The 22,049-nt window shown below is 64.0% G+C and carries 19 protein-coding genes; 9 read left to right on the forward strand and 10 right to left on the reverse strand.

The features are described 5' to 3' along the window. Window positions 1–24 precede the first annotated feature (24 nt). A complete protein-coding gene (locus tag BLT65_RS05525) occupies window positions 25–2,151 on the forward strand; it encodes a TonB-dependent receptor (protein ID WP_091775700.1) in 2,127 nt (708 codons plus the stop codon). A gap of 22 nt (window positions 2,152–2,173) precedes the next feature. Here the strand turns inward: BLT65_RS05525 and BLT65_RS05530 are convergent, their stop codons facing one another. After that, the gene (locus tag BLT65_RS05530; protein WP_091775703.1) at window positions 2,174–2,827 is read right to left on the reverse strand and encodes a DsbA family oxidoreductase; all 654 of its coding nucleotides are present in this window, start codon (window positions 2,825–2,827) and stop codon (window positions 2,174–2,176) included. A 174-nt stretch (window positions 2,828–3,001) separates the two neighbouring features. On the opposite strand from BLT65_RS05530, the gene fusA reads away from it, so the two are divergent. Further along, on the forward strand, window positions 3,002–5,047 hold the full coding sequence (gene fusA, locus BLT65_RS05535; protein WP_042306206.1) for an elongation factor G: 2,046 nt from the start codon (window positions 3,002–3,004) through the stop codon (window positions 5,045–5,047). 14 nt (window positions 5,048–5,061) lie between these two features. On the opposite strand, the gene BLT65_RS05540 is transcribed toward fusA, so the two are convergent. The 6 genes from BLT65_RS05540 to BLT65_RS05565 all read right to left on the reverse strand — a co-directional run bounded on the left by BLT65_RS05540 (window position 5,062) and on the right by BLT65_RS05565 (window position 12,051). After that, entirely contained in the window at window positions 5,062–5,703 is a 642-nt protein-coding gene (locus BLT65_RS05540) for a DUF2894 domain-containing protein (protein WP_091775706.1), read from the reverse strand. Next, window positions 5,696–6,343 carry an OmpA family protein gene (locus tag BLT65_RS05545; RefSeq protein ID WP_042306208.1) on the reverse strand — a complete coding sequence of 216 codons (648 nt, stop codon included), beginning with the start codon at window positions 6,341–6,343 and terminating at the stop codon, window positions 5,696–5,698. Before BLT65_RS05545 ends, BLT65_RS05540 begins: the two co-directional genes overlap by 8 nt. After that, window positions 6,340–8,778, reverse strand: a complete 2,439-nt coding sequence (locus BLT65_RS05550; protein WP_091775709.1) for a DUF802 domain-containing protein — start codon at window positions 8,776–8,778, stop codon at window positions 6,340–6,342. The genes BLT65_RS05545 and BLT65_RS05550 overlap by 4 nt, the downstream gene beginning before the upstream one ends. Before the next feature lie 10 nt (window positions 8,779–8,788). Further along, window positions 8,789–9,556: a DUF3348 domain-containing protein gene (locus tag BLT65_RS05555; protein ID WP_091775712.1), complete on the reverse strand. Its 768-nt coding sequence runs from the start codon at window positions 9,554–9,556 to the stop codon at window positions 8,789–8,791. 201 nt (window positions 9,557–9,757) lie between these two features. Continuing rightward, window positions 9,758–10,774, reverse strand: a complete 1,017-nt coding sequence (locus BLT65_RS05560) for an alcohol dehydrogenase (RefSeq protein WP_091775715.1) — start codon at window positions 10,772–10,774, stop codon at window positions 9,758–9,760. A gap of 158 nt (window positions 10,775–10,932) precedes the next feature. Then, window positions 10,933–12,051 (reverse strand): nucleoside hydrolase, encoded by a 1,119-nt coding sequence (locus BLT65_RS05565; RefSeq protein WP_425273102.1) that lies wholly within the window; start codon window positions 12,049–12,051, stop codon window positions 10,933–10,935. Window positions 12,052–12,336: 285 nt separating this feature from the next. Between BLT65_RS05565 and BLT65_RS05570 the strand changes: the two genes are divergently transcribed. The 4 genes from BLT65_RS05570 to BLT65_RS05585 are packed head-to-tail and all read left to right on the forward strand — an operon-like array spanning window position 12,337 to window position 17,358. Then, window positions 12,337–14,757 (forward strand): penicillin acylase family protein, encoded by a 2,421-nt coding sequence (locus BLT65_RS05570; protein WP_091775720.1) that lies wholly within the window; start codon window positions 12,337–12,339, stop codon window positions 14,755–14,757. Continuing rightward, window positions 14,754–15,752, forward strand: a complete 999-nt coding sequence (locus BLT65_RS05575; protein ID WP_091775724.1) for a diacylglycerol/lipid kinase family protein — start codon at window positions 14,754–14,756, stop codon at window positions 15,750–15,752. The genes BLT65_RS05570 and BLT65_RS05575 overlap by 4 nt, the downstream gene beginning before the upstream one ends. Further along, window positions 15,749–16,606, forward strand: coding sequence for a metallophosphoesterase family protein (locus tag BLT65_RS05580; protein WP_091775728.1), 858 nt, complete (start codon window positions 15,749–15,751; stop codon window positions 16,604–16,606). The genes BLT65_RS05575 and BLT65_RS05580 overlap by 4 nt, the downstream gene beginning before the upstream one ends. Beyond that, on the forward strand, window positions 16,603–17,358 hold the full coding sequence (locus BLT65_RS05585; protein WP_091775732.1) for a phosphatase PAP2 family protein: 756 nt from the start codon (window positions 16,603–16,605) through the stop codon (window positions 17,356–17,358). The genes BLT65_RS05580 and BLT65_RS05585 overlap by 4 nt, the downstream gene beginning before the upstream one ends. Here the strand turns inward: BLT65_RS05585 and BLT65_RS05590 are convergent. The 3 genes from BLT65_RS05590 to BLT65_RS05600 form a co-directional block, all read right to left on the reverse strand. Then, on the reverse strand, window positions 17,348–18,319 hold the full coding sequence (locus BLT65_RS05590) for a DMT family transporter (RefSeq protein ID WP_091775735.1): 972 nt from the start codon (window positions 18,317–18,319) through the stop codon (window positions 17,348–17,350). The two genes, BLT65_RS05585 and BLT65_RS05590, sit on opposite strands and share 11 nt — an antisense overlap. Before the next feature lie 231 nt (window positions 18,320–18,550). Further along, entirely contained in the window at window positions 18,551–19,060 is a 510-nt protein-coding gene (locus BLT65_RS05595; RefSeq protein ID WP_091775738.1) for a DUF1269 domain-containing protein, read from the reverse strand. A 126-nt stretch (window positions 19,061–19,186) separates the two neighbouring features. Beyond that, window positions 19,187–19,438, reverse strand: coding sequence for a hypothetical protein (locus tag BLT65_RS05600; RefSeq protein ID WP_091775741.1), 252 nt, complete (start codon window positions 19,436–19,438; stop codon window positions 19,187–19,189). A 216-nt stretch (window positions 19,439–19,654) separates the two neighbouring features. On the opposite strand from BLT65_RS05600, the gene BLT65_RS05605 reads away from it, so the two are divergent. The 3 genes from BLT65_RS05605 to BLT65_RS05615 all read left to right on the forward strand — a co-directional run bounded on the left by BLT65_RS05605 (window position 19,655) and on the right by BLT65_RS05615 (window position 22,030). After that, window positions 19,655–20,140 (forward strand): adenosine-specific kinase, encoded by a 486-nt coding sequence (locus BLT65_RS05605; RefSeq protein ID WP_091775745.1) that lies wholly within the window; start codon window positions 19,655–19,657, stop codon window positions 20,138–20,140. 5 nt (window positions 20,141–20,145) lie between these two features. Then, window positions 20,146–21,063, forward strand: coding sequence for an ATP adenylyltransferase family protein (locus BLT65_RS05610; protein ID WP_091775748.1), 918 nt, complete (start codon window positions 20,146–20,148; stop codon window positions 21,061–21,063). A 124-nt stretch (window positions 21,064–21,187) separates the two neighbouring features. Then, window positions 21,188–22,030: an HTD2 family dehydratase gene (locus BLT65_RS05615; protein ID WP_091775751.1), complete on the forward strand. Its 843-nt coding sequence runs from the start codon at window positions 21,188–21,190 to the stop codon at window positions 22,028–22,030. Window positions 22,031–22,049 lie beyond the last annotated feature (19 nt).

The following is a 22,049-nucleotide window of genomic DNA, read 5'->3' on the forward strand; positions in this document are numbered from 1 at the left end:
CTCAACGACAGCAAATAAAACAAAATGCGCAAACACACTCACGTGATGTACGCCACGCTACTTCTGTTTAGTGCCGCTTCACGGGCATCGGCGGCTACGGATGCTTCCGCGTCGACAGAGAACATCCCCGACCCAACCGAGATGACCGACGTGAAGGTGAGCGCCAAACGTCTCGACGACGTTCGCAACGGCTTGCTGCCCGAAACGGGCAGCAGCGTCTACCGTTTCACACAGGACGATATCGACGCCCTGCCCGCCGGACAGAACACGCCGCTTAATCAGGTGCTATTGCAAGCACCAGGCGTGGCCGCGGACTCATACGGTCAATTGCACGTGCGCGGCGATCACGCGAACCTGCAATACCGGATCAACGGCATCATCATTCCGGAGCCGATCAGCGGCTTTGGCCAGTCGCTCGACACGCGCATCATCGATCAGGTCAATCTGCTCACGGGCGCGTTGCCCGCACAATACGGCTACCGGACAGCGGGCATCATCGATATCCGCACCAAATCGGGCGACACGGGCAACGGCGGTTCAATCGATGTCTTCGGCGGCAGCCATCAGACCATCAAGACGAGCGCCGACGTATATGGCAGCAAGGGGCCGTTCAGCTATTATCTGAGCGGCTCGCTGGGCATGAACAATCTGGGCATCGAAAACCCGACCGCGAGCGCCAACGCGATTCACGATCACACGCGGCAAGGCGACGCGTTCGGCTATCTGTCGTACATCATCAATCCGCTGACACGCGTGAGCCTGCTATTCGGCACGACCAGCAACCAGTTCGAAATTCCGAATACGCCCGGCCTGCCGACCAACTTTACGCTCAACGGCAACAACACATTCGATTCATCGCAGCTCAACGAAACCCAATCCGAGTTGAACAACTTCGCGGCCATTGCGTTGCAAGGCACGAACGGCGGCGCATTCGACTATCAGGTCGCGTTTTTCACGCGCTACACGCGCACGCAGTTCAACCCGGACCCGATCGGCGATCTGATGTTCAACGGCGTCGCGGCGCAAGACTTTCACAGCAACTCGGCCAATGGCGCGCAAGTCGATACCACCTGGCGCCTGAACGACAAACACACGGTGCGCGCGGGCCTGTTCTTCCAGCAGGAGCACGCAGTCTTCGACAACAGCGTGAACGTCTTTGCCGTCGATGGAAACGGCAACCAGCTTTCCGATCAACCGTTCAACATTCAGGACAACAGCAGCAAAACGGGTTATCTGTACAGCCTGTACGCGCAGGACGAATGGAAGCTCACCGACCGCCTCACGCTGAACTACGGCCTGCGCTACGACCGGATGGACGAATACACGAGCGCGAGCCAGTTGAGCCCGCGCATCGGCATGGTCTATACACTCACACCGACGACCACCGTACATGCCGGCTACGCGCGCTATTTCACGCCGCCCGCATTCGAGCTGGTATCCGGATCGACGATCTCGAAGTTCAACGGCACGACGAACCAGAGTCCGTCCAGCCAGAACGATCCCGTGCAACCCGAACGCAGCCATTACTTCGATATCGGCGTGACGCAAAAAGTCGGCTCGGCGCTCACGCTCGGGCTCGATGCGTACTACAAGAAGTCGACCAATCTGCTCGACGAAGGGCAATTCGGCTCAGCCCTGATCTTCACGCCGTTCAACTATCAATACGGCAAAACGTACGGCGTCGAATTCACCGCGAACTTCAGGCATGACAATGTCTCCGCTTATCTGAACCTCGCGTACAGCCGGGCGCAGGGCAAGCAGATCAGTTCTGCGCAGTTCAATTTCGATCCCGACGAACTGGCCTTCATCAACAGCCACTGGGTGTTTCTCGATCACGATCAGCGCGTGACGGCTTCGTTCGGCGGCACGTATGATTTCGGCAGAACCACCTTCACGTTCGACGGATTAGTCGGCAGCGGACTGCGCAGCGGCTTTGCCAACACGGACCGTCTGCCCGTCTATGCGCAGGTCAACCTCGGGGTGATCCAGCATTTCAACCAGCCGCTGATCGGCAAGTTCGACGCGCGTTTGCTCGTCGTCAACGCATTCAACCGCGTCTACGAACTGCGCGACGGATCGGGCATCGGCGTCGGCGCACCGCAATACGCGCCGCATTTCGCGGTGTATGCGGGCGCGACCAAATACTTCTGATGCTTGAGGCGGGAGAGTGCGCTTACGCGCCCGCGTTCTCTTCAGCAAGAATCTGCTCAATCACCTGCTCGAACGCTTCGACGGGTTGCCCGCCCGTCACCAGATACTTCTGGTTGAAAACGATCGACGGCACCGACTGAATGCCCATAGCCTGGAACTGCTGCTCTTCTGCGCGAACTTCGTCGGCATACTCGTTGCCGCTAAGCACGTCGCGTGCTTTCGCGGCATCGAGACCGACGGATTGCGCGGCTTCGACCAGCACGTCGTGATTGCTCGGGTCTTTGCCGTCGCCGTGATAAGCCTGCAACAGCGCGAGCTTCAAAGGCAGCTGCTTGCCTTCGATACCCGCCCAATACAGCAGCCGATGCGCATCGAACGTGTTGTACACATAGTTGCGCGGCCCGAACGCAAAGCCGACGCTCGCGCCGCGCTCGCGGATCATCGCCTGCGTCTCTTCGATCTGCGCCGGCGTGCGGCCATACTTCTTGCCGAGATAACCGACGATCGCCTCGCCTTCCGGCCCCATCTGCGGATTCAGCTCGAACGGATGCATGACGATCTCGGCATTCACCGTATCGCCGAGACGCGACAGCGCAAGTTGTAGCGACGAAAGCCCGATCGCGCACCACGGGCAGGCGATATCGGAAACAAAATCGATTCTGAGTTGTTGCGTCATGTGTTGCGGATCCAATGAATGTCTAGAAGATCGGAGCACCTTATCAGAAACAGGCGCGACCGTTTTCTACCGCGCCGCAACATACCCGAATTCGCAAATTCGCGCGTGTCTTGTGGCAGGCGGCGCCATTTTCACCAATAATGGCCCAATAACTGTCGCAGAATGAGGACGGCCATGGATTACCCACCCGAAGCCATCCGTACCATCGCGCTGGTCGGCCACGCCGGTTGCGGCAAGACCTCGTTGATCGAGGCGCTACTGAAAGAAGGCGGCGCGATCCATGCGGCAGGCAGCGTCGACCGAGGCTCGACCGTCTGCGACTTCGATCCGCTGGAGCGCAAATACCACCACTCGCTCTCTTCCGCGATCGCCCACCTGCATTACCAGAACACCCGCATCTACCTCGCCGACACGCCCGGCTACCCCGACTTCTCCGGCCTTTCGATCAGCGCGCTGCCCGCCGTCGAAACCGCCGCGATCGTCATCAACGCGCGCACCGGCATCGAAATGACCACGCGCCGCATGATGGCGTGGGCCGAGGCGCGCAAGCTGTGCCGGATCATCGTCGTGAACGGCATCGATGGCGACAAGGTCAATCTGCCCGGTCTGCTCGAAGAGATTCAGGAGACTTTCGGCAAGGACTGTCTGCCCATCAACCTGCCCGCGCAAGGTGCAAGCGCCGTAGTCGACTGCTTCTTCAATCCGTCCGGCGAATCCGATCTGCTGACGGTCGAATCCGCGCACAACGCGCTCGTCGACCAGGTGATCGAGCTTGATGCAAAGCTGATGGAGCTGTATCTCGAACAGGGCGAAGCGGTCCAGCCGGAACAGCTGCACGAACCGTTCGAGCGCGCGCTGCGCGAAGGGCATCTGGTGCCCGTGTGCTTCACGTCGTCGGCGACGGGCGCGGGCATCCGCGAACTGCTCGATGTGTTCGTGAAGCTCTTGCCCAATCCCCTCGAAGGCAATCCGCCCCTCTTCTATCGCGATGTCGATGGACGGCGCGAGACGGTGCAGGCCGAACCCGATCCGAACAAGCATGTGCTCGCGCATGTGTTCAAGATCGTGATCGACCCTTACATCGGCAAGATGGCCGTGTTCCGCATCCATCAGGGCACGGTGCGGCGCGACAGCCAGCTCTATATCGGTGACGCGCGCCAGCCATTTCGCGTCGCGCATCTGATGCTGCTGCAGGGCAAGGACCACGAGGAAGTCGCGCAGGCGGGACCAGGCGATATCTGCGCGACGGCGAAGATCGACGAGATTTCATTCGACGCCGTGCTGCACGACGCGCCCGAAGACGGCAACATCCACCTTGCGCCGCTCGCGTTCCCGACGCCGATCTACGGCCTCGCCATCGAGCCAGAGCGGCGCGGCAACGAGCAGCGTCTATGGGAAATCCTGCAAAAGCTCGCTGCCGAAGACCCTTGCCTGAAAATCGAACATCCCGTCGGCACCAACGAGACCGTCGTGCGCGGACTGGGCGAACTGCATCTGCGGCACATGCTGGAGCGGCTCGCCGATCAATACAAACTCGGCGTCATCACGCGCCCGCCGAAGATCGCGTACCGCGAGACCATCGGCGGCAAGGCCGAAGGGCATCATCGCCACAAGAAGCAGACGGGCGGCGCGGGACAGTTCGGCGAAGTGATGCTGCGCGTCGAGCCGTTGCCGCGCGGCGCGGGCTACGAATTCGTCGATGCCGTGAAGGGTGGCGCCATTCCGGGCCAGTTCATGCCAGCCGTCGAGAAAGGCATCTTGCAGGTGATCGAAAACGGCCCGCTTGCGGGCTTTCCGATGCAGGACGTGCGTATCACCGTGTTCGACGGCAAGAGCCATCCTGTCGATTCAAAAGAAGTCGCATTCGTCACGGCGGGCCGCAAAGCGTTCATCGACGCAATCCTCAAGGCACAGCCGATCCTGCTCGAACCGATCGTGAACATCGAGGTGATGACGCCCGACACGACGATGGGCGACATCATCGGCGATCTGTCGTCGCGTCGCGCGCAGGTACAGGGCACGCGCAATCTGGCGGGCCGTGCTGTGGTCGTGGCGGGAAAAGTGCCGCTATCGGAACTGGCCGACTATCAGTCGCGCCTGAACGCGATTGCGGGCGGGCACGGCAATTACAGCATCGAACTGAGTCATTACGATCCTGTTCCGCCGAACCAGCAGGACAAGCTTGCGTCGCAGTACAAGAAGCAGGCCGATACGGCCTGAAGCGACAAAAGCGCCTAGCGCGACTTGCCGCGCGCGCCCTTCTTCGCACTCGCGGCGCGCGGCGCGTCCTTGACGGGCAACGCGCCGCCCGTGATCTGCTCCATCCACGACAGCGCATCGACGTACGCCAGGAACTGCTGCAGATACCCCGGCGACAACTCGCGCATTAGCGACAGCGAGCGATGCACGAGGCTGCTCGAATTGAGCGGCCCGGCATTGCCCGGCACCTGTTCGAACGATACGCGCACCTGTTTCTCGGCACTGACTTTGGACCACGTTTCGCGGAAGTAATCGAGCGCCTTCAATTCGGAGCGAACGGCGGCACTGAGGGCGACGCGCTCGTCGCCTGCCTGCGGGTGGCTCGCGATGTAATCGACCAGTTCCGCGAGCGGTCCGCGCGTTGCCTTGCACGGCAGAACGGCGCTCTCAGGCGCTTGTGCCGTCGACGCACGGCTGGCGATATCGCCAGCATAGGCTTCGAGCAAGGTCGACAGACGCGCATCGAGAATGCGGCGCGCTTCGCCATCGTGAGCGGCTGCCCGTCGCGCCAGCGCGTCGATGAAATGAAAGCGCAGTGGATCGAGCCGGTCGTCGCCCTGCTCGCGCCAGGCGTCGAGCGTGGTCTGCGCGTCGCTGGCGCTTACGTTGTTACTCACGGTTTCCGCCGCCCGATGACGCGGGCCTCGGCACCGCCGCAATTTCCACGCGACGGTTCTTCGCCCGACCTTCGCTATCCGCGTTCGAGCTAACCGGCTGCTCCGAGCCGAACGCCGCCGCGAACACCGACGACGCGGGAACGCCCGCATCGATGAACGAGCGCGTCACCGTCAGCGCGCGCTGCGCCGACAGTTCCCAGTTGTCCGCGAAGCGCCGGTTGCTTGACCGCACCTGCTGATCGTCGGCAAAGCCGCTGACCATCAGGATTTCATCGTGCGAGCGGAGGTACGCGGACAACGGCCCGGCCAGGCTCTTCAGCAGATCGCGCCCCTGCGGCTGCAACTGGTCGGAGTTCAGCGCGAACAACACGTTGCCGCTGATGCCGATGCGCCCGTTGACCAGCGTCACGCGCCCGGCCGCGAGCGGCCCGGCCAGCGCCTGCTCCAGCGTCTTGCGGCGCTGCGCTTCCATCTGCCGCTGCTTGACGGCGTCGTCGAGCCGCGCCGACAGTTCCAGCTGCACGCCGATCACGCCGACCAGAATCAGCACGAACGCGCCCAGCAGCACCGACATCAGATCGCTGAACGCGGCCCAGATGGGCGTCGTCGGCTCGACGCCGCCGTCGATATCGTCGTTCATGCCGCGTCGGCTCCAGCAGATGCGCGCTGACCCGCCAGCTGTTGCAGGTCTTCGACGATCTGCTTCTGCGACAGCATGCTGAGGTCGATCACTTCCCGCGCCTGCGCGACGTAGTACGCAAGCTGTTCGTCGCTACGCAGCAGCGACTTGTCGAGTGCCGCTTCGATACGGTGCAGATGCGCCATCAGCTTGTCGTTCGATTCGCCGAACAGCCGCACGCCCATGCCGAACGCTTCGCCGAGGCTCGCGACTTCGACGGCGCTGCCCGCCACCTGCGCGGCGACGTCGCCGAGCTTGCGGGTTTCGGTTTCGACCTTGTCGTTGAACTGCGTGCCGACGCGCTCAAGCAATCCCGCCGACGTCGCGACGAGCGCATCGACGGCCGTGCGCTGTTCGGTCGACGCGTGATTCACGGCGTCGAGCAGCGTTTCGAGCGTGGCGAGCAGACGGCTGCGCTCTTCGAGCATCGCGGTGTCGCGGACCATGCTGTCGGAGAGCTTCTGACGCAGCTCGGCGACGACTTCCGCCGCCGCGCGCGGCGCTTCCGACGCGGCCTCGACGAGCCGCGAAATTTCCGCGATCGTGCCGCTCGCGTGAGCCTGCGTCTGCGCCGAGATATCGCGCGCGGTCTGCGCGAGCGTGTCGCAGATTTCCTGCTGGCGGCTCGCGGTGCGCGCGCCCGTTTCGTCCCACTTCTGGCTCAACGTGGCCGCGACCGCTTCGAGCGACGCGCTCCATGCGTCCAGACGCTGCTGGTCGCGCGACGCCAGTTCGGTTTGCAAACCAGCGTGCGACTGATCGACGGCGCGCAACAGCGCGGCCGAGTGTTGCTCGAAGGCGGATGCCGCCGTCGTAAGCGCTTCGCGGTTGTGTTCCGCGAGCTTTTCGCCGGTGCGCTCCTGCTGGGTCAGCGCCTGCGTCCAGGCTTGAGACACCTTTCCCGCCGTCGCATCGAGGCGCGTCGACACACCGTCCAGCAGGGCCGTCGAGCGCTGCTCGAAAGTCTGCGTGTAGCCTTCCAGCGATGCGCGCAAATCCTGAGCCAGCGACTCGCTCGCGCTCCGGTGTCCTTCGAGCGCCTCGCTCCACAGATTCGCCACGTTCGCCGTGGTCGACTCGAAGCCGCTCGACAGGCCGTCCAGTTGACGCTGCACCGCCTGCTCGACCGTACCGCGCAGTGCGGCCATTTCGAGCGCGTGAGCGGCCATGGTGGCTTCCATCGCCGGCTGCAAGGCCGCGCCCGCCGCGCGCGCGCTTTCCGCCGCACTCGACACCTGGCCCGCCGTCGTGTCGAGGCGTGCCGAGACGCCGTCCAGCAGCGTGGTCGAGCGTTGCTCGAAAGTCTGGCTGAAGCCTTCCAGCGACACGCGCAGATCCTGTGCGAGCGACTCGCTTGCGCTCCGGTGTCCCGCAAGCGCTTCGTTCCATAGCTTCGCAACGTTCGCAGTGGATGCGTCGAAGCCCGTCGTCAAACCGTCCAGCTGACGTTGCACCGCATGCTCGACGGTCTCGCGCAGCGACGCCATCTCGCGCGCATGGCCGGTCATCGTGGCTTCCATCGCCGGCTGCAACGCCGCGCTCGCCGCGCGGGCGCTTTCCGCCGCGCTGTCCTTCAACGACTGCGCAACCGTCGACACCAGCCGCGCGTACGCCGCTTCCGTGCGTCCATGAAAGGCGTGCTGGTTCGAGATCAGCCGCTCGTTGAGCGAGAGGCTCTGCTGCTCGATGGCCGCCATCATCGTCTGAAGGCGGTCGACCAGCACGGGCATCGTGTCCGCCTGGCGCTGCAGCAGTTTGAAGGTCTCGTCACGCTTCTGGCTCTGCGAGAAGGCGCGCAACGTGGTCGCGATCTTCGTGTCGAGCAACTGCGCGGCGAGAGCGCGCTCGCGGCGGCACAACGCCGACAGCAAGCCGAGCATCGCCGAGGTCGCCACGCCCGCAATCGAGGTGCCGAACGCAAAGCCCAAGCCCTTGACGGGCGCGGCCAGCGACGCGCGGATCGCCTGCAGATCGGTCGCGCTTTCGAGCGCTGCGCCCGTGCCCCGCAGCGTCGCCACCATGCCGAGCAGCGTGCCCAGCATGCCGAGCAGCACCAGCAGGCCGACGAGGTACGGCGTGAGCGCCGGGCCCGGCAACGCTACGCGCTCGCCTTCGATGCGCAGGCGCACCGGGTTGCGCAAACCGGGATGCAGACGTTCGAGCCAGACGCCGAGCCGGGACGGCGCCTCGGACAGTTCCGCGAGCGCGCGCGTGAGCGTCGCGGTGGCCTCCTGATAGCGCTGCAGTTCCAGCGCGCCCACCACATAGCAGCCGGCGACCAGCAGCGTGACAGCGAGCGCCAGCGGATTCGACACGATATAGTCGGCGCCGACCCAACCGGCTACAACCAGACCTACGAGAAAAACAACGACAAAATCAATGCGATATCTGGACATGTTGTCCCAGTTAGCTGATGCGAAGGGCAGCCAGCAACCCTTCGACCGGTTGAAAACGAATATCGAGTTCGGCAAGCAACACGCTCTGCATGTCCTTGCGGAACACGTCTAGCCACGCGCCGGGCCGGGCCGCAGCGACTTGACGCTCGGCTGAAGTGGCCGTAGTAGCCACAGCGTCCAGAGCGTCCCGCTCGTCCTGCGCGGCCTGGCGCAGGCGCTCGAAATGACCGCTGAGCAGACCCGGCACCGCGCCGAACAGGCTGCGCTCGCGCGCGCCGAGCGACCGCTCCATGATCGCGTCGACCACCGCGAGCCGCGTCATCTCGGACGTCTGTGCCGCCACCATGCTGCGCAGCCGGCCGCGCAGACTGCCGATGCGCGTTTCCATCGACTGCTGCAACGCCAGATAGCACTGGCGAAAGTCCGCGTAATTGGCTTCCGCTTCCGGCTGCTGCGCATTCTGCGCGTGTACCTGCGCGGCGCTGCGCCGCCGGCGCGGCGCGAGCATGCTGTCACCGGCAATCGCGTCCGCCAGCGACGCGCGCACGCGCGCGCACTCGTGCTCGACGCTGCCCGCGCCCCGCGCGCCGGACGCAACGGCGGGCGGCGCACTGTTGAGCGCCGTCGACAACGCAATCGCGTCTGTCCAGCCGAGCCATTGGCTCAACTGGTCCGACAGCGACTGACTGGAGGCGGGAACGTCGGCGGCAGTCAGGCGCGCGAGCAGACGGACGAGCGTCGGACCGCTGACCGCCGTACGCTGAGGGGCTTGAACCATACCACCCGAAACCATGAAAAGGCAGCATTTTACGCGCTGCCGGAGGTGAGATTGGCAGACGGGATGTCGAAGGAGCGTTGCGGGCCTCCCGCAGATGCCGCAAACCCCGGCAAACATTGGCAGAGACGGATTTGCAGCCGCCGTCGCGCATTCGCGACGGCGGCTTTTTGCTCGCATGCTTCGCCCGATCAGGCGAAATGGCTAGTTCATCGTCAGCACGACACGAAAGCGCGCGGCGCCGCTCATCATGCGGTCGTACGCTTCGGCGGCACGTTCGATCGGATAGGTTTCGATCATCGGCTTGACGTCGGCGAGCGCGCTGAACGCGAGCGTGTCCTCGGAATCGGCCGACGAACCCGACGGCCAGCCCTGCACCGCATTGCGCCCCATGATGAACTGCACGGGCGGCACTTCGATCGGCTTGTCCGCGACGCCGAGGATGATCAGCTTGCCGTTGAGCGCCAGGCCGCCGAGCGTGGCCGTCATCGCGTCGGCGTTGGTCACCGTCGCGAGAATGACCGACGCTCCGCCCAGCGCCTTGAGCGCATCGGCGGGATTCTGCGAGCGGCTGTCGATGTAGTGATGCGCGCCGAGTTGCTTCGCAAGCGGCGCCTTGTCCTCGCCACGCGCGATCGCGACCGTGTTGAAGCCCATGCGCCGCGCGAACTGCACGCCAAGATGCCCCAGCCCGCCGATACCGAGAATCGCGACCACCTCGCCCGCGCGCGCGCCGCTGTTGCGCAACGCGTTGAACGTGGTGATGCCCGCGCAAAGCAGCGGCGCGGCGTCCACGTCGTTGAGTTCTGCGGGCATGCGCGCCAGCGCCTCGACGGGCGCAACGAGGTAATCGGCATAGCCGCCGTCGTAGCTGATGCCCGGCACCTGGCCCTTTTCACACACGACGAAATAACCGCGCCGGCAATTCGCACAATGGCCGCAATGTCCGCCGTGCCAACCCACGCCCACGCGCTCGCCCGCTTTCCATCCTTCAACGCCCGCACCCACCGTATCGATCACGCCTGCGACTTCATGCCCTGGCACGCGCGGATACTGCAGGCCCGGCCACTGGCCTTCCTTGGTCAGCGAATCGCTGTGGCAGATGCCGCACGCCTGCACCTTGATCAACACCTGACCCGCGCCGGGCGCCGGCACGTCACGCTCCACGAGTTCCAGCGCGCCGCCCGGCCCGCTCACCTGTACCGCTCTCATCTTTCGCATCGAATTTGCTCCAGTCGAAGAACAGTCATGCCAGCGCGGCTTGCGCCGTTCCGCATCGCGACGCAGCCGGCTGGTCCGAAATGGATACTAGGTGCTCAATGATGCGTGCGCAATTGAACGGACACACGCGGGTACGGACACGTGATACCACATATCTGTCACGGCAATTTCACGGGCACTGGCCGCGTCAGCAGATCGACATAGAAATCGAAAAAGCGTGCGTTATCGAAACGCTTGACGATCGTCATCTTCTGCAGCCCTGCCGGCGGCGAGCTTGCGTACCCCGTCGCCTTGCCGTCGTTCGCGCCGAAGCTCGTATCGACGTCGACCCAGCGTTCTTCCGTCTGCGTCGCGAAGCTCGGGTCCATCAGCCACGCAATCGTGAGCGTGTCCCAAACGTCGGTCGTGTAGTTCGGGTTGGTTTCGAAGCCGTTCTTGCCGTCGAAACCATAGCCGTTCAATTGCTTGAACAGTTGCGTGATGATGGTCTGCCTGTTCGGATCGTGCGCGATGCGGTCATAGACGGTTTTATCCATCTTCACGGTGTCGGTCACGTCGAGGGGAAACACGGTCTGCTTGATGGGCAGACGCAGCACTTCGCGCGCCGCTTCGGGATCGAACCACCAGTTGAATTCGGCCGTCGCCGTGGTGTTGCCCGGCACGTCGATCGCGCCGCCCATGTAGATGATCTGCTTGATCATCGGCACGATTTCGGGATGCTGTCTTGCCGCGAGCGCGATGTTCGTCAGCGGACCAATCGCGAGTATCGTCACCTGGTTCGGGTTTGCCTTCACGCTATCGACGATGAAGTCCACCGCGCTTTTGCTCTGCACTTTCGTATGCGTTGCGAAGCCGTCAGGCGGTGCGACGAGTTGAGCATCGGAAGTCGGCTCCGGTGTACTCCATGCGCCCAGATAGCCGTCGCCGCTGGGGAACCGCGCGAGTTCCTGCCGGATTTCCGAATTGGGATGCGCCAGCGCGTAATTCGCGCCCGCATACACGCCGATGCGGTCTCCAACGCCGAGCCGTTCCATCGACTTCAACGCGTCGGCGACGCCTTGCCTCAGCCACTGGTTGCCCGACACCACCGTGATGCCAAGCACCTCGATCTTGCCTTGCGCCTGCAATTGCGCGGCCATCACGCCAAGCTGGCCGTCGTCGCTCAGCGTGTTGTAGTCGCTATCGACGATCACCTTCGGCGCGGCACGCGCAACGCCATTTCCGCCGCAGCCCGACAGCATGACCGCGCATGACATCGTGACGAAAAGTCGCTTCAATGGCGTCTCCTTGTTCTCGTTTGTGTTCGTGCTGCGCGATCGAGGCCGCGTCGGCAGCAGGCTCATCATAGTGGCAAAGCCGACGCGAGCAAAACCGCGAGCACGCCAAAAACCGCTTGGGCCGTGCGTTTCACGCCGAAGCTCATGCGTGTTGCATGCACGCACTGAACGTTGTACCCGCAAGCAACATGGGAGGCGTCACGTTCTGCTCAACGAACGCCAGATCGTCGGGTACAGTCAACATCTTCACGGAGACATTGCGTTGCAACCATAAGGAGGAAACAAGTGCAGGCAAGACACACTCTCGCGGTCATATTTGCATGCGCGGCGCTCGGCGCGCTGTCCGTTCAACCGGCGCGCGCGGACAGCGCGCCCGACGAAACGATCACAGTGGAAGGCCTGTCACGCCCCACCGACATCCTCATCGACAAATGGGGCGTGCCTCATATCTTTGCGCAGAACGAACACGACGCGTTTTTCGTGCAGGGCTTCAACGCCGCGCGCGACCGGATGTTCCAGATCGACTTGTGGCGGCGACGCGGTCTCGGCGAACTCGCCGAAGTGTTCGGCCCTGCCTACGTGGAACAGGACAAGGCGACGCGGCTCTTTCTGTATCGCGGCGACATGGCGGTGGAGTGGCAACGCTACGGTCCCGACGCGAAGCCCGTCGCGACACGTTTCGCGGCGGGCGTGAATGCGTATATCGACTGGCTCGCCGCGCATCCGGACCGCTTGCCGTACGAGTTTCGCAAAGTCGGCTACTGGCCCGCGAAGTGGTCCGCCGACGACGTGGTACGCATCCGCAGTCACGGCCTCACGCGCAATCTGGAGAGCGAAGTGGCGCGCGCGAAGGTCACGTGCAAAAGCACACTCGATGCGGATTCGATCCGCTTCGGATTGCAACCGCAGTGGCAGCCGCACATGCCCGAAGGACTCGATCCCTGCCTGCCCGACGACGTCCTCAAGGTCTTCAACCTCGCCACGCAAAACGTACGCGTGACGCGTGACTCGTTGAAGAGCGCCGACGCATCGACAACCGTCATCGCCGCCGCCGACAATCCCGAGGAAGTCACAGAAGGCAGCAACAACTGGGTGATCGCGCCGGACAAATCGGCGACGGGCCGCGCGATCATGGCGAACGATCCGCACCGCGCCTATGCCGCGCCGAGCCTGCGCTACATCCAGCAGATCAGCGCGCCGACGCTCGACCTGATCGGCGGCGGCGAGCCGTCGGCTCCGGGTGTATCGATTGGACACAACGGTGCGATCGCGTTCGGTCTCACGATCTTCAACATCGATCAGGAAGACCTGTACGTCTATGAACTGAATCCCGCGAACCCTCACGAATACCGATACAAGGGGCGCTGGGAGCCGATGCGCATCGTGCGCGAACAGATCGCCGTGCGCGGCGGCCAGCCCGTTACCGCGGACCTCGCGTTCACGCGTCATGGTCCCGTGATCTACACGGAAGAAGCGAAGCATCGCGCGTTTGCCGTACGCACCGCATGGCTCGCGCCGGGCATGTCGCCATACTTCGATTCCGTGCGCTACATGCGTGCGAAGAACTACGCGCAGTTCAAAAACGATCTGTCGACATGGGGCGCGCCAACCGTCAACCAGGTCTATGCGGACACGCATGGCGACATCGGCTGGGTGCCGAGTGGTCTCGCGCCCAAGCGTCCGAACTGGGACGGCCTGCTGCCCGTGCCCGGCGACGGACGCTATGAATGGGCCGGCTTCTGGCCGCGCGACGACATGCCTTCCGCGTTCAATCCGAAGCAAGGCTACTTCACCACGTCCAACGAAATGAATTTGCCCGACGACTACCCCGCTGCGCAGCGCAAGCTCGGCTTCGAATGGACCAACGGCTCGCGCCATCAACGCATCGACGAAGTGCTGAAGGCGTCGCCGAAAGTGTCGATCGAAGATAGCGAGCGTCTGCAGAACGACAACGTGTCGATTCCCGCGCGGCGGCTCGTCGCATTGCTCGCCCCGCTGTCATCCGACGATGCCGACACGCGCGCCGCGCTCGCGCTGCTCAAGGGCTGGGACGCGCAGATGGGCGCGAATTCGGCGCAAGCCGCGCTGGAAGAAGTGTGGCTGTCGCGCCATCTCGGCCGCGCGTTCAAGGAAGCGGTGTTGCCCAAGGCCGCCGCCGATGCGTTCGGCGCACCCGACACAGCCGTGATGCTCGATACGCTCGAACATCCCGACGCGCGCTTCGGCGACAACGCGCAAGGCAAGCGCGACACTGTGCTGCTGACGAGCCTGAGCGACGCGTATCGCGAGATGGTCCGCCTTCAAGGCGCCGACGCGAGCGCATGGCAATGGGGCAAGCTGCAGACCAACCTCAACGCGCATCCCTTCGCCGATCTCGTCGACGCCGACATGCGCGCGAAGCTGAACGTCGGACCGACGGGCAAAGGCGGCAGCGCCTACACGCCCAACCAGTCGACGTATCGCGCGAGCGACTTCCGCGAGACCAACGGCCCGTCGTTTCGCGTGATCGTCGATGTCGGCAACTGGGACAACTCCCGTGCCGTGAATCTGCCCGGCGAATCGGGCGATCCCGACAATCCGCACTATCGCGACCTCGCGCAGATGTGGCTGGACGGCGAGTATTTCCCGCTGCTCTACACGCGCACCGCCGTGGAGCAGGCGACCGAAAAGCGCATTCATCTCGTGCCCGGCACATCGACGCGATGACCTCCGACGCCCGTCCATACGCCATCCCTGCGCACGGCGAAGCCCGGCAGATGGACGCGCGCGCGCCGTTCGTGATCGTGATGAATGCCGGCTCCGGGCGCAAGCAGGGCGAGACCACGGCTGCGTTGATCGCGAACGCGTTCGGCAAAGCGAACCGCGAATACGAACTGATGCTCGTCGACGATCCGTCGCAACTCGGCGCGACGGCGCAACGCGCGGTCGAACTCGCGCAGGCGCGCGGCGGCGCGGTGGTCGGCGCGGGCGGCGACGGCACGCTGTGCGCGGTCGCGCAGGCGGTGATCGGCAGCGGCTGCGCATTCGGCGTGCTGCCGTGCGGAACGTTCAACTATTTCAGCCGCGACCACGGCATTCCCGCCGATCCCGCGCAAGCCGTCGATCTGCTGCTGACGGCGCGCGCGCATCCCGTGCAGGTCGGCTTCGTCAACGACCGTATGTTCCTCGTCAACGCGAGCCTCGGGCTGTATCCGAAGATGCTCGAGCATCGCGAAATCTACAAGCGGCAATTCGGGCGCAGCCGGCTGGTCGCGCTGTGGTCGGCGATTGCGATGCTGTTGCGGCGGCATCGGCATCTGCGTCTGCATGTCGATCACGAAGGCACGATGCAGGAGATCCGCACGTCGACGCTGTTCGTCGCCAACAACCGGCTGCAACTCGAACAGGTCGGCGCGGCGGAAGCGCCGTTGCTGGCGCAAGGCTTGCTGGTTGCATTGGCGCCGCGCGCGATCGGCCGCGTTGCGCAGATCGTGCTGTCGCTGCACGGCGCGCTGAGCCGGATGAGCGACGCGGACAACGTGATCGGCTTCGCGTTTCGCCGCTTCACGGTCACGCATCCGTCGAAGCGGCGCAGGCGTGTCAAAATCGCAATGGATGGCGAAGTCACGCGCATGCAGATGCCGCTCGAATTCCGTGTCGGCGACACGCCCCTTTATCTGCTGAAACCCGAGGCCGATGTCGCCGCCCTGAACCGCTCATGACGCTGTTGCTCCAGATCTCCGATCCGCATTTCGGCACCGAACGGCCCGACGTCGTCGAGGCCTTGCTGCAACTCGCCGCTCGCGAGCAGCCGGATCTCGCCGTGCTGTCCGGCGATATCACGCAGCGCGCGCGGCGCAGCCAGTTCGCGGCGGCGCGGGCGTTCCTCGACCGGCTGGGCGCAACACCGACGCTCGTCATTCCCGGCAATCACGACATTCCCCTCCTCAACCTGTTTACGCGCGTGCTGCATCCGTATGCGAATCACCGGCGCGTGTTCGGCGCCGATCTCGAACCGGTGTTCGAGTCGCGCGAACTGCTGGTGATCGGGCTGAACACGACTCGCCGCGCGCGGCATACGAATGGCGAAGTCTCCACGGAACAGATCGAGCGTGCCGCACGGCGACTCGAACGCGCGACACCGCTGCAACTGCGCGTAGTGGTCACGCATCATCCCGTGGCATCCGTCGCGGCAGAAGACGCGCGCGATCTGCTGCACGGCCGCGAAGCCGCGATCCGACGATGGGCGCAAGCGGGTGCCGATCTGATCGTCGGCGGACATATCCATTTGCCGTATGTGCTGCCGCTCGCGAGCCGCATGGACATCGCGCGTCCCGTGTGGGCCGTGCAGGCGGGCACGGCGGTATCGACACGCATTCGCGCGCAGATGTCGAATTCGGTCAATCTGATTCGCTACGACGCGGACGATCCGAATGGGCGCAAGGCCGTCGTCGCCCGCTATGATTACGACGAAAACGACCACGCATTCGTGCCTGTGCTGGAACATGCACTCGATCTCGCCAGCACGGATGCAGCGCGTTCGCCCGTTTCGGCGCGCGCGGCCGGCTCGTCATGATGGAGCTTGCGAGCGTCGCGGGCCGGCATGCGCTCGAACTGATGGCGGCGACGCTGCTGGTCGCGGAGTGCATCGCGTATGGCGCGTTTCGTGTGGGCCGCGCCCGCATGCTGACATTTAATGTGGGGATACGCGTTGGCGTGGTTGTCATCGTCACTGCGGCCGCGTGCTTCGCGGCGCTCACGCATGCGCTGTTGACCGATCCCGCGTTGACCCGCTTCGACCTCGCGTTCGCGCTAGATCTCGGCGTTACCGTGCCGCGCGAAGTCAAACACGCCTTCGCTATTGCGACGCATCTCGGCGATCCCAAGGTGCTGGCGGTCTGCTGCACAGCGGGCACCATTGCGCTGCTGTCGACGCGGCACCTTCTGCTCGCCTGCACGCTCGCCGCGGCTTCGGGCGGCAACGGCCTGTTGAACATGACGCTCAAGCAGTTGATCCGCCGCGCGCGGCCTGACTACGACACCGCGTTCGCGTCCGTGCATAGCTGGAGTTTCCCGAGCGGCCACACATCCGGCTCGCTCGCGACTTATGGCGCGATCGCGTATGTGCTCATACGCACGCTGCCCGCGCGCTGGCATCTGCCCGTGGTCCTCGGCGCGGTGGCTGTCGTCGGGATGATTGCGTGGAGCCGGCTGATCATTGGCGTGCATTTCGCCAGCGATGTGCTTGCGGGCGCGATGACGTCAACAGCATGGCTCACGGCCTGCGTGCTGGTGGCGGAGTGGCTGCGGCGACGCGTTATCGGTTGAGACGTCTGTCAACGGCGGGCTTCGCGTTCACACCATCGCGACTTTGCCGTGCGAAGAGGAACTTCAGCCACTCGCGCCCGTTGACGACCAGCATGCCCACGAGCACGAGCGCCGAGCCCGCGAGAAAGGTCGGATCGAGCCGTTCATGCAGCAGCAGCGCGCCGAGCGCAACGCCGAACATCGGCGCCATGAACGACAGCACGCCGAGCCGCGACGCAAGATAGATTCTCAGCAGATAGAACCACGCAACGTAGCTAAAGAAACAGACGACGAAGGCCTGAAACCCGAGGCTCGCCCACACCAGCGTGTTGCCATGAAACGTGGACTGGCCGGACAGAAGGGCAAACGGCAGCAACACGACAAAGGCCCACACCAGTTGATAGAACAACGTCTGCGTGGCGGGCGCTTCGCTCAGACGCGACGCGCGCACGGCGACGGTAGTCAGGCCCCACACTGCGCCCGCGCAAATGCCCAGCAGGTCGCCCAGCATCCAGTTCGGCGCCGACGGCCCTGCTCCGCCTCCCGCGCCCGGCCCGACAAACGTAATCACGATCCCGACGAAGGCGATCGCAATGCCCGTCCACTGCATGCGCGTCAAGCGTTCGGAGGGCAGCACGATCTGCAGACCGACTGCCGCGAACATCGGCGCGGTGTAGAGGAACACGGCCATGTGAGACGCCGTGGTCAGGCGCAGGCCTTCGGCAACGAACAGAAACTCGGCGGCAAACAGCACGCCTACCAGCGAGCCCGGCCCGAGCGCAACACCCTTGAGCCATGTGTCGCGCACGATCAACCGGCCGAACACCCAGACCAGCACGGCGGCAACCCCGGAGCGCAGCGATACCTGAAGCAGTGGCGCGACGTCGGCAGCGATCGCTTTCATTGCCGCCTGTTGGAGTCCCCATATCAGGCACAGCATCACCATGCTTGAAACGGCGAGGCCGTCCAGAGTCTTTCTCATTGATATTTGTCAGCAGGTCTTGCGCGAAAGCGCCTTGGGCGTGGTTCGCGTGAATCGGGACAGCGCGACGGGTCCGGCTCGATGATGTCGCGTGTAAGGCGGCTGGATGCCGTCACGACGAATCTTGTGGAGCCAGTTATCTGATCATTCCCCGCGCGCAAGGCATTCGATTGTCAACCATTTGCAGTGTGTTGTCGAATCGCTGCCGGCGCGCGAAAGACCTGCCAGGTGCTACGGAAAGATCGGCGAAGCGGGCTCCGCGCCTTCTAGATCGGCTCGTGGCACATGCTGCGCGATCAATTGCTCGATCTCATGTTCACGCGATGCGGGCACGTCGGCCATGATCAGCAACTGGCCGTCGCGTATCGCATCGCGAAAACGTTCGAGCTGCGTATTCGGCTCGTTGACGCCGATCATCGTGGCCGTCCACGCGCCGAAACCGGCGCCCGCCACTGTCAGCATGACGACCGCACCGCCCGCGATGGCCAGTTCGGCGGGCGGATAAACAAGCGCCACGAGGCCAAGCAGCGCGCCCGTCACGCCGCCGAGCGCCACGCCGCGTTCCAGCGAATGCACGACGTCGCTGCTTTGCAGCAAAGAGGCTTGTGGCAATTCTTCGAGGGTGACGCTGTGATTCGCGAGCACGTGGATGTGCCGCCAGGTGATTCGCGCGCGCAGCAGGTCGTCAACGATCGCTTTCGCGGTCAACGTGTCGGGGGCAATGAAATAAAGGCGTCTCATATCGGCTCTCCGTCAATTGGCGGCATCCACAACGGGATGCAACGGGGCGATGCCTCTAATCGTACGCCTGAATGGGCCGTTCAGCGGGCCGCAAACACGCTATTCAAGCATGCTGCAATGCGGCATCTAGCCATGTCCCGTCACGAACTTCTTCGTTGCGTGATAACCGTGCTTTGTCGCGTCGGCAACGGCATGGCCTGCCGCTTTCGCGCCGTGTCCGACCGCATGCACTCCGTCGCGAACGGCGTGCCCGGTCTCCCGGCCTGCCGTCTTCGCGTCGGTCTTGAACTGGTGAGCGCCGCTTGCGAGGCTCGCATGCGCCAGCGGGCTGACCACGGCAAGCATGGCCACGATAATTGCAATTCTGGGCGTTTTCATGTCCCTGATTTTCCCACATCGGCTGGCGCGTACCTGAGCCCGCCCGGTAAGCATCGTATGGAATTTGTATCGCGATGTTTCCTCGTCCGTTTTCGATCAATCAAACAATCGCCTTACATCGCCCCCGCTTTCACTCGCGCGCGCTTACGTCTAGGCTAGAACAAGCTCGACACGCATCTCTCACCAACGTTCTGCCGCAACGGAGCGAGGCCCGCCATGCAATTGTCCGCCGTCACCGTCGTCAAGCCCGAAACGACCAACTTCATTCTCGGGCAATCCCACTTCATCAAGACCGTCGAGGACATCCACGAAACGCTCGTCGGCGCGGTGCCCGGCATCAAGTTCGGCCTCGCGTTCTGCGAAGCGTCCGGCAAGCGGCTCGTGCGGCGCTCCGGCACCGACGATGCGCTCGTCGAGATGGCCAGCCAGAACGCGCTGAACGTCGCGGCGGGCCACAGCTTCTTCGTGTTCCTCGGCGACGGCTTTTTCCCCGTCAACGTGCTGAATGCGTTGAAGGGCGTGCCCGAGGTGTGCCGCATCTTCTGCGCAACGGCCAACCCCGTCGAGGTACTGGTGGCGGAAACGGATCAGGGACGGGGCATCGTCGGCGTGATCGACGGGTTCTCGCCGCTCGGCGTCGAAGGCGCGGAGGACGTGCAATGGCGCAAGGACCTGCTGCGCACGATCGGCTATAAACTTTGACCCGAATGGACCATCGACGCCTTGCGCCCGGTACGCTGTGGGCCGCCATCGAGCGGCAGACCGAACACGCGCTGCGCTGCGGCGCGCTGCAACCTATCGATACCGTTCAGGCCGTCATCGAAAGCGGCGTTGTCCGCTTCGTCGTGCGGCAGGTGTCGAGCCTCACGCGCAAGGAGCAGCAGCGCCGGCAAGCGCGCAAGCTGCAGACGGAGAAAGGTCCTGTCGCGAATCCGTTTCTTCCTTACGAGCCGGACCTGTTCGTCGCCGATATCTCCGACACGCATCTGGCCTTGCTCAACAAGTTCAACGTCATCGACCATCATCTGCTGATCGTTACACGCGATTTTCAGCGGCAGGAAGCGCTGCTCGATCTCGCGGACTTCGAAGCGCTGATGGCCTGCATGGCGGAATTCGATGGCATCGGCTTTTACAATGGCGGCCCCGAGGCGGGTGCCAGTCAGCCGCACAAGCATCTGCAGATCGTGCCGCTGCCGCTCGGCGATTCGGGGCCTGCAGTGCCTGTCGAGCCGCTGCTAGCGGAAGCCGTCGCCAATGGGCCAGCGATGCGCGTGCCGGGCCTGCCGTTTCGTCACGCATTCGCGCGTATCGCGCTGGATCATGCGACGCCCGCCGATGCCGCGAAGACAGCACTCTTCTGTTACCGCGCGTTGCTCGACGCGGCCGGCGTCGGCGCCACGGAGACCGACGGCGTTCCATGCCAATCGTCGCCCTACAACCTGCTCGTCACGCGCCAATGGATGCTGCTCGTTCCCAGATCGGCGGAACACGTGGAGGGCGTGTCGGTGAACGCGCTGGGATTCGCCGGATCACTCTTCGTGCGCGACGCGGCACACCTGGCGCTGATCGAGCGGCTCGGCCCGATGACGGTGCTGCAACGTGCCGCCCTGCCCTGGCCGCAATAGGATCGCCCTATGACTGGCACATGAAACTGGTATTTCCGCCGTATTCGGGCTTCGCCTAATCTCTGCGTATCGGGAACAAACCCGAGAACAAACGCGCTGGCAACTGCCGGCGACGGAGACAGGCATGACCGAGCAGTCCGCCGCATCCGATGCGCAAACCGTAATCGCCGCCGATATCGTCGTGCCCACCTCGGCTGTCGCGCTGGGCGCCACGCTCGACTACGACGCGCCGCCGCTTCCCGGCGACGCCCTTCCGCTTCTCTGGCACTGGATCTTCTTCCGCCCGACCATCGCGCAGGCGCAGATCGGCGAAGACGGCCATCCGCGTAAAGGCGGCTTTCTTCCCGACCTCGGCTTGCCGCGCCGCATGTGGGCAGGCGGCCGCCTGCGCTTTCATGCGCCCGTGACGGTCGGCAGCGCGATCACGCGCGAATCGTCGATCCTGAACGTCAGCGAGAAGCAAGGCCGCACCGGCAAGCTCGGCTTCGTCACCGTACACCACCGCATCTATTGCGAAGGCACGTTCGCCATCGACGAAGAACAGGACATCGTCTACCGCGAACCGGCCGCGCCTGGCGCGCCCGCTCCCGCACCGACCGCCGCGCCCGATGCCGCGCAATGGCACCGGCAGATCGTCCCCGATGAAGTGCTGATGTTCCGCTACTCGGCGCTGACCTTCAACGGGCACCGTATCCACTACGACAAGCCTTACGCGACGCAGGTGGAAGGCTATCCGAATCTCGTCGTGCATGGACCGTTGATCGCCACGCTGCTGATGGATCTGCTGCGCAGGCAGAGCCCCGACGCGAAGGTGCTCGAATTCTCTTACAAGGCGATGCGTCCGAGCTTCATGGGCAACGTCCTTCATCTGTGCGGCCAGCCGTCGGCAGACGGCAAAACGGTCGAACTGTGGTCGAAGGACCACGAAGGCTGGCTGACCATGACGGCGCGCGCGACGCTCGCCTGATCCCGCAATCCGCAACTGC

Origin of the sequence: Paraburkholderia steynii, from assembly GCF_900100565.1 — a bacterium.
GTDB lineage: Bacteria > Pseudomonadota > Gammaproteobacteria > Burkholderiales > Burkholderiaceae > Paraburkholderia > Paraburkholderia terrae.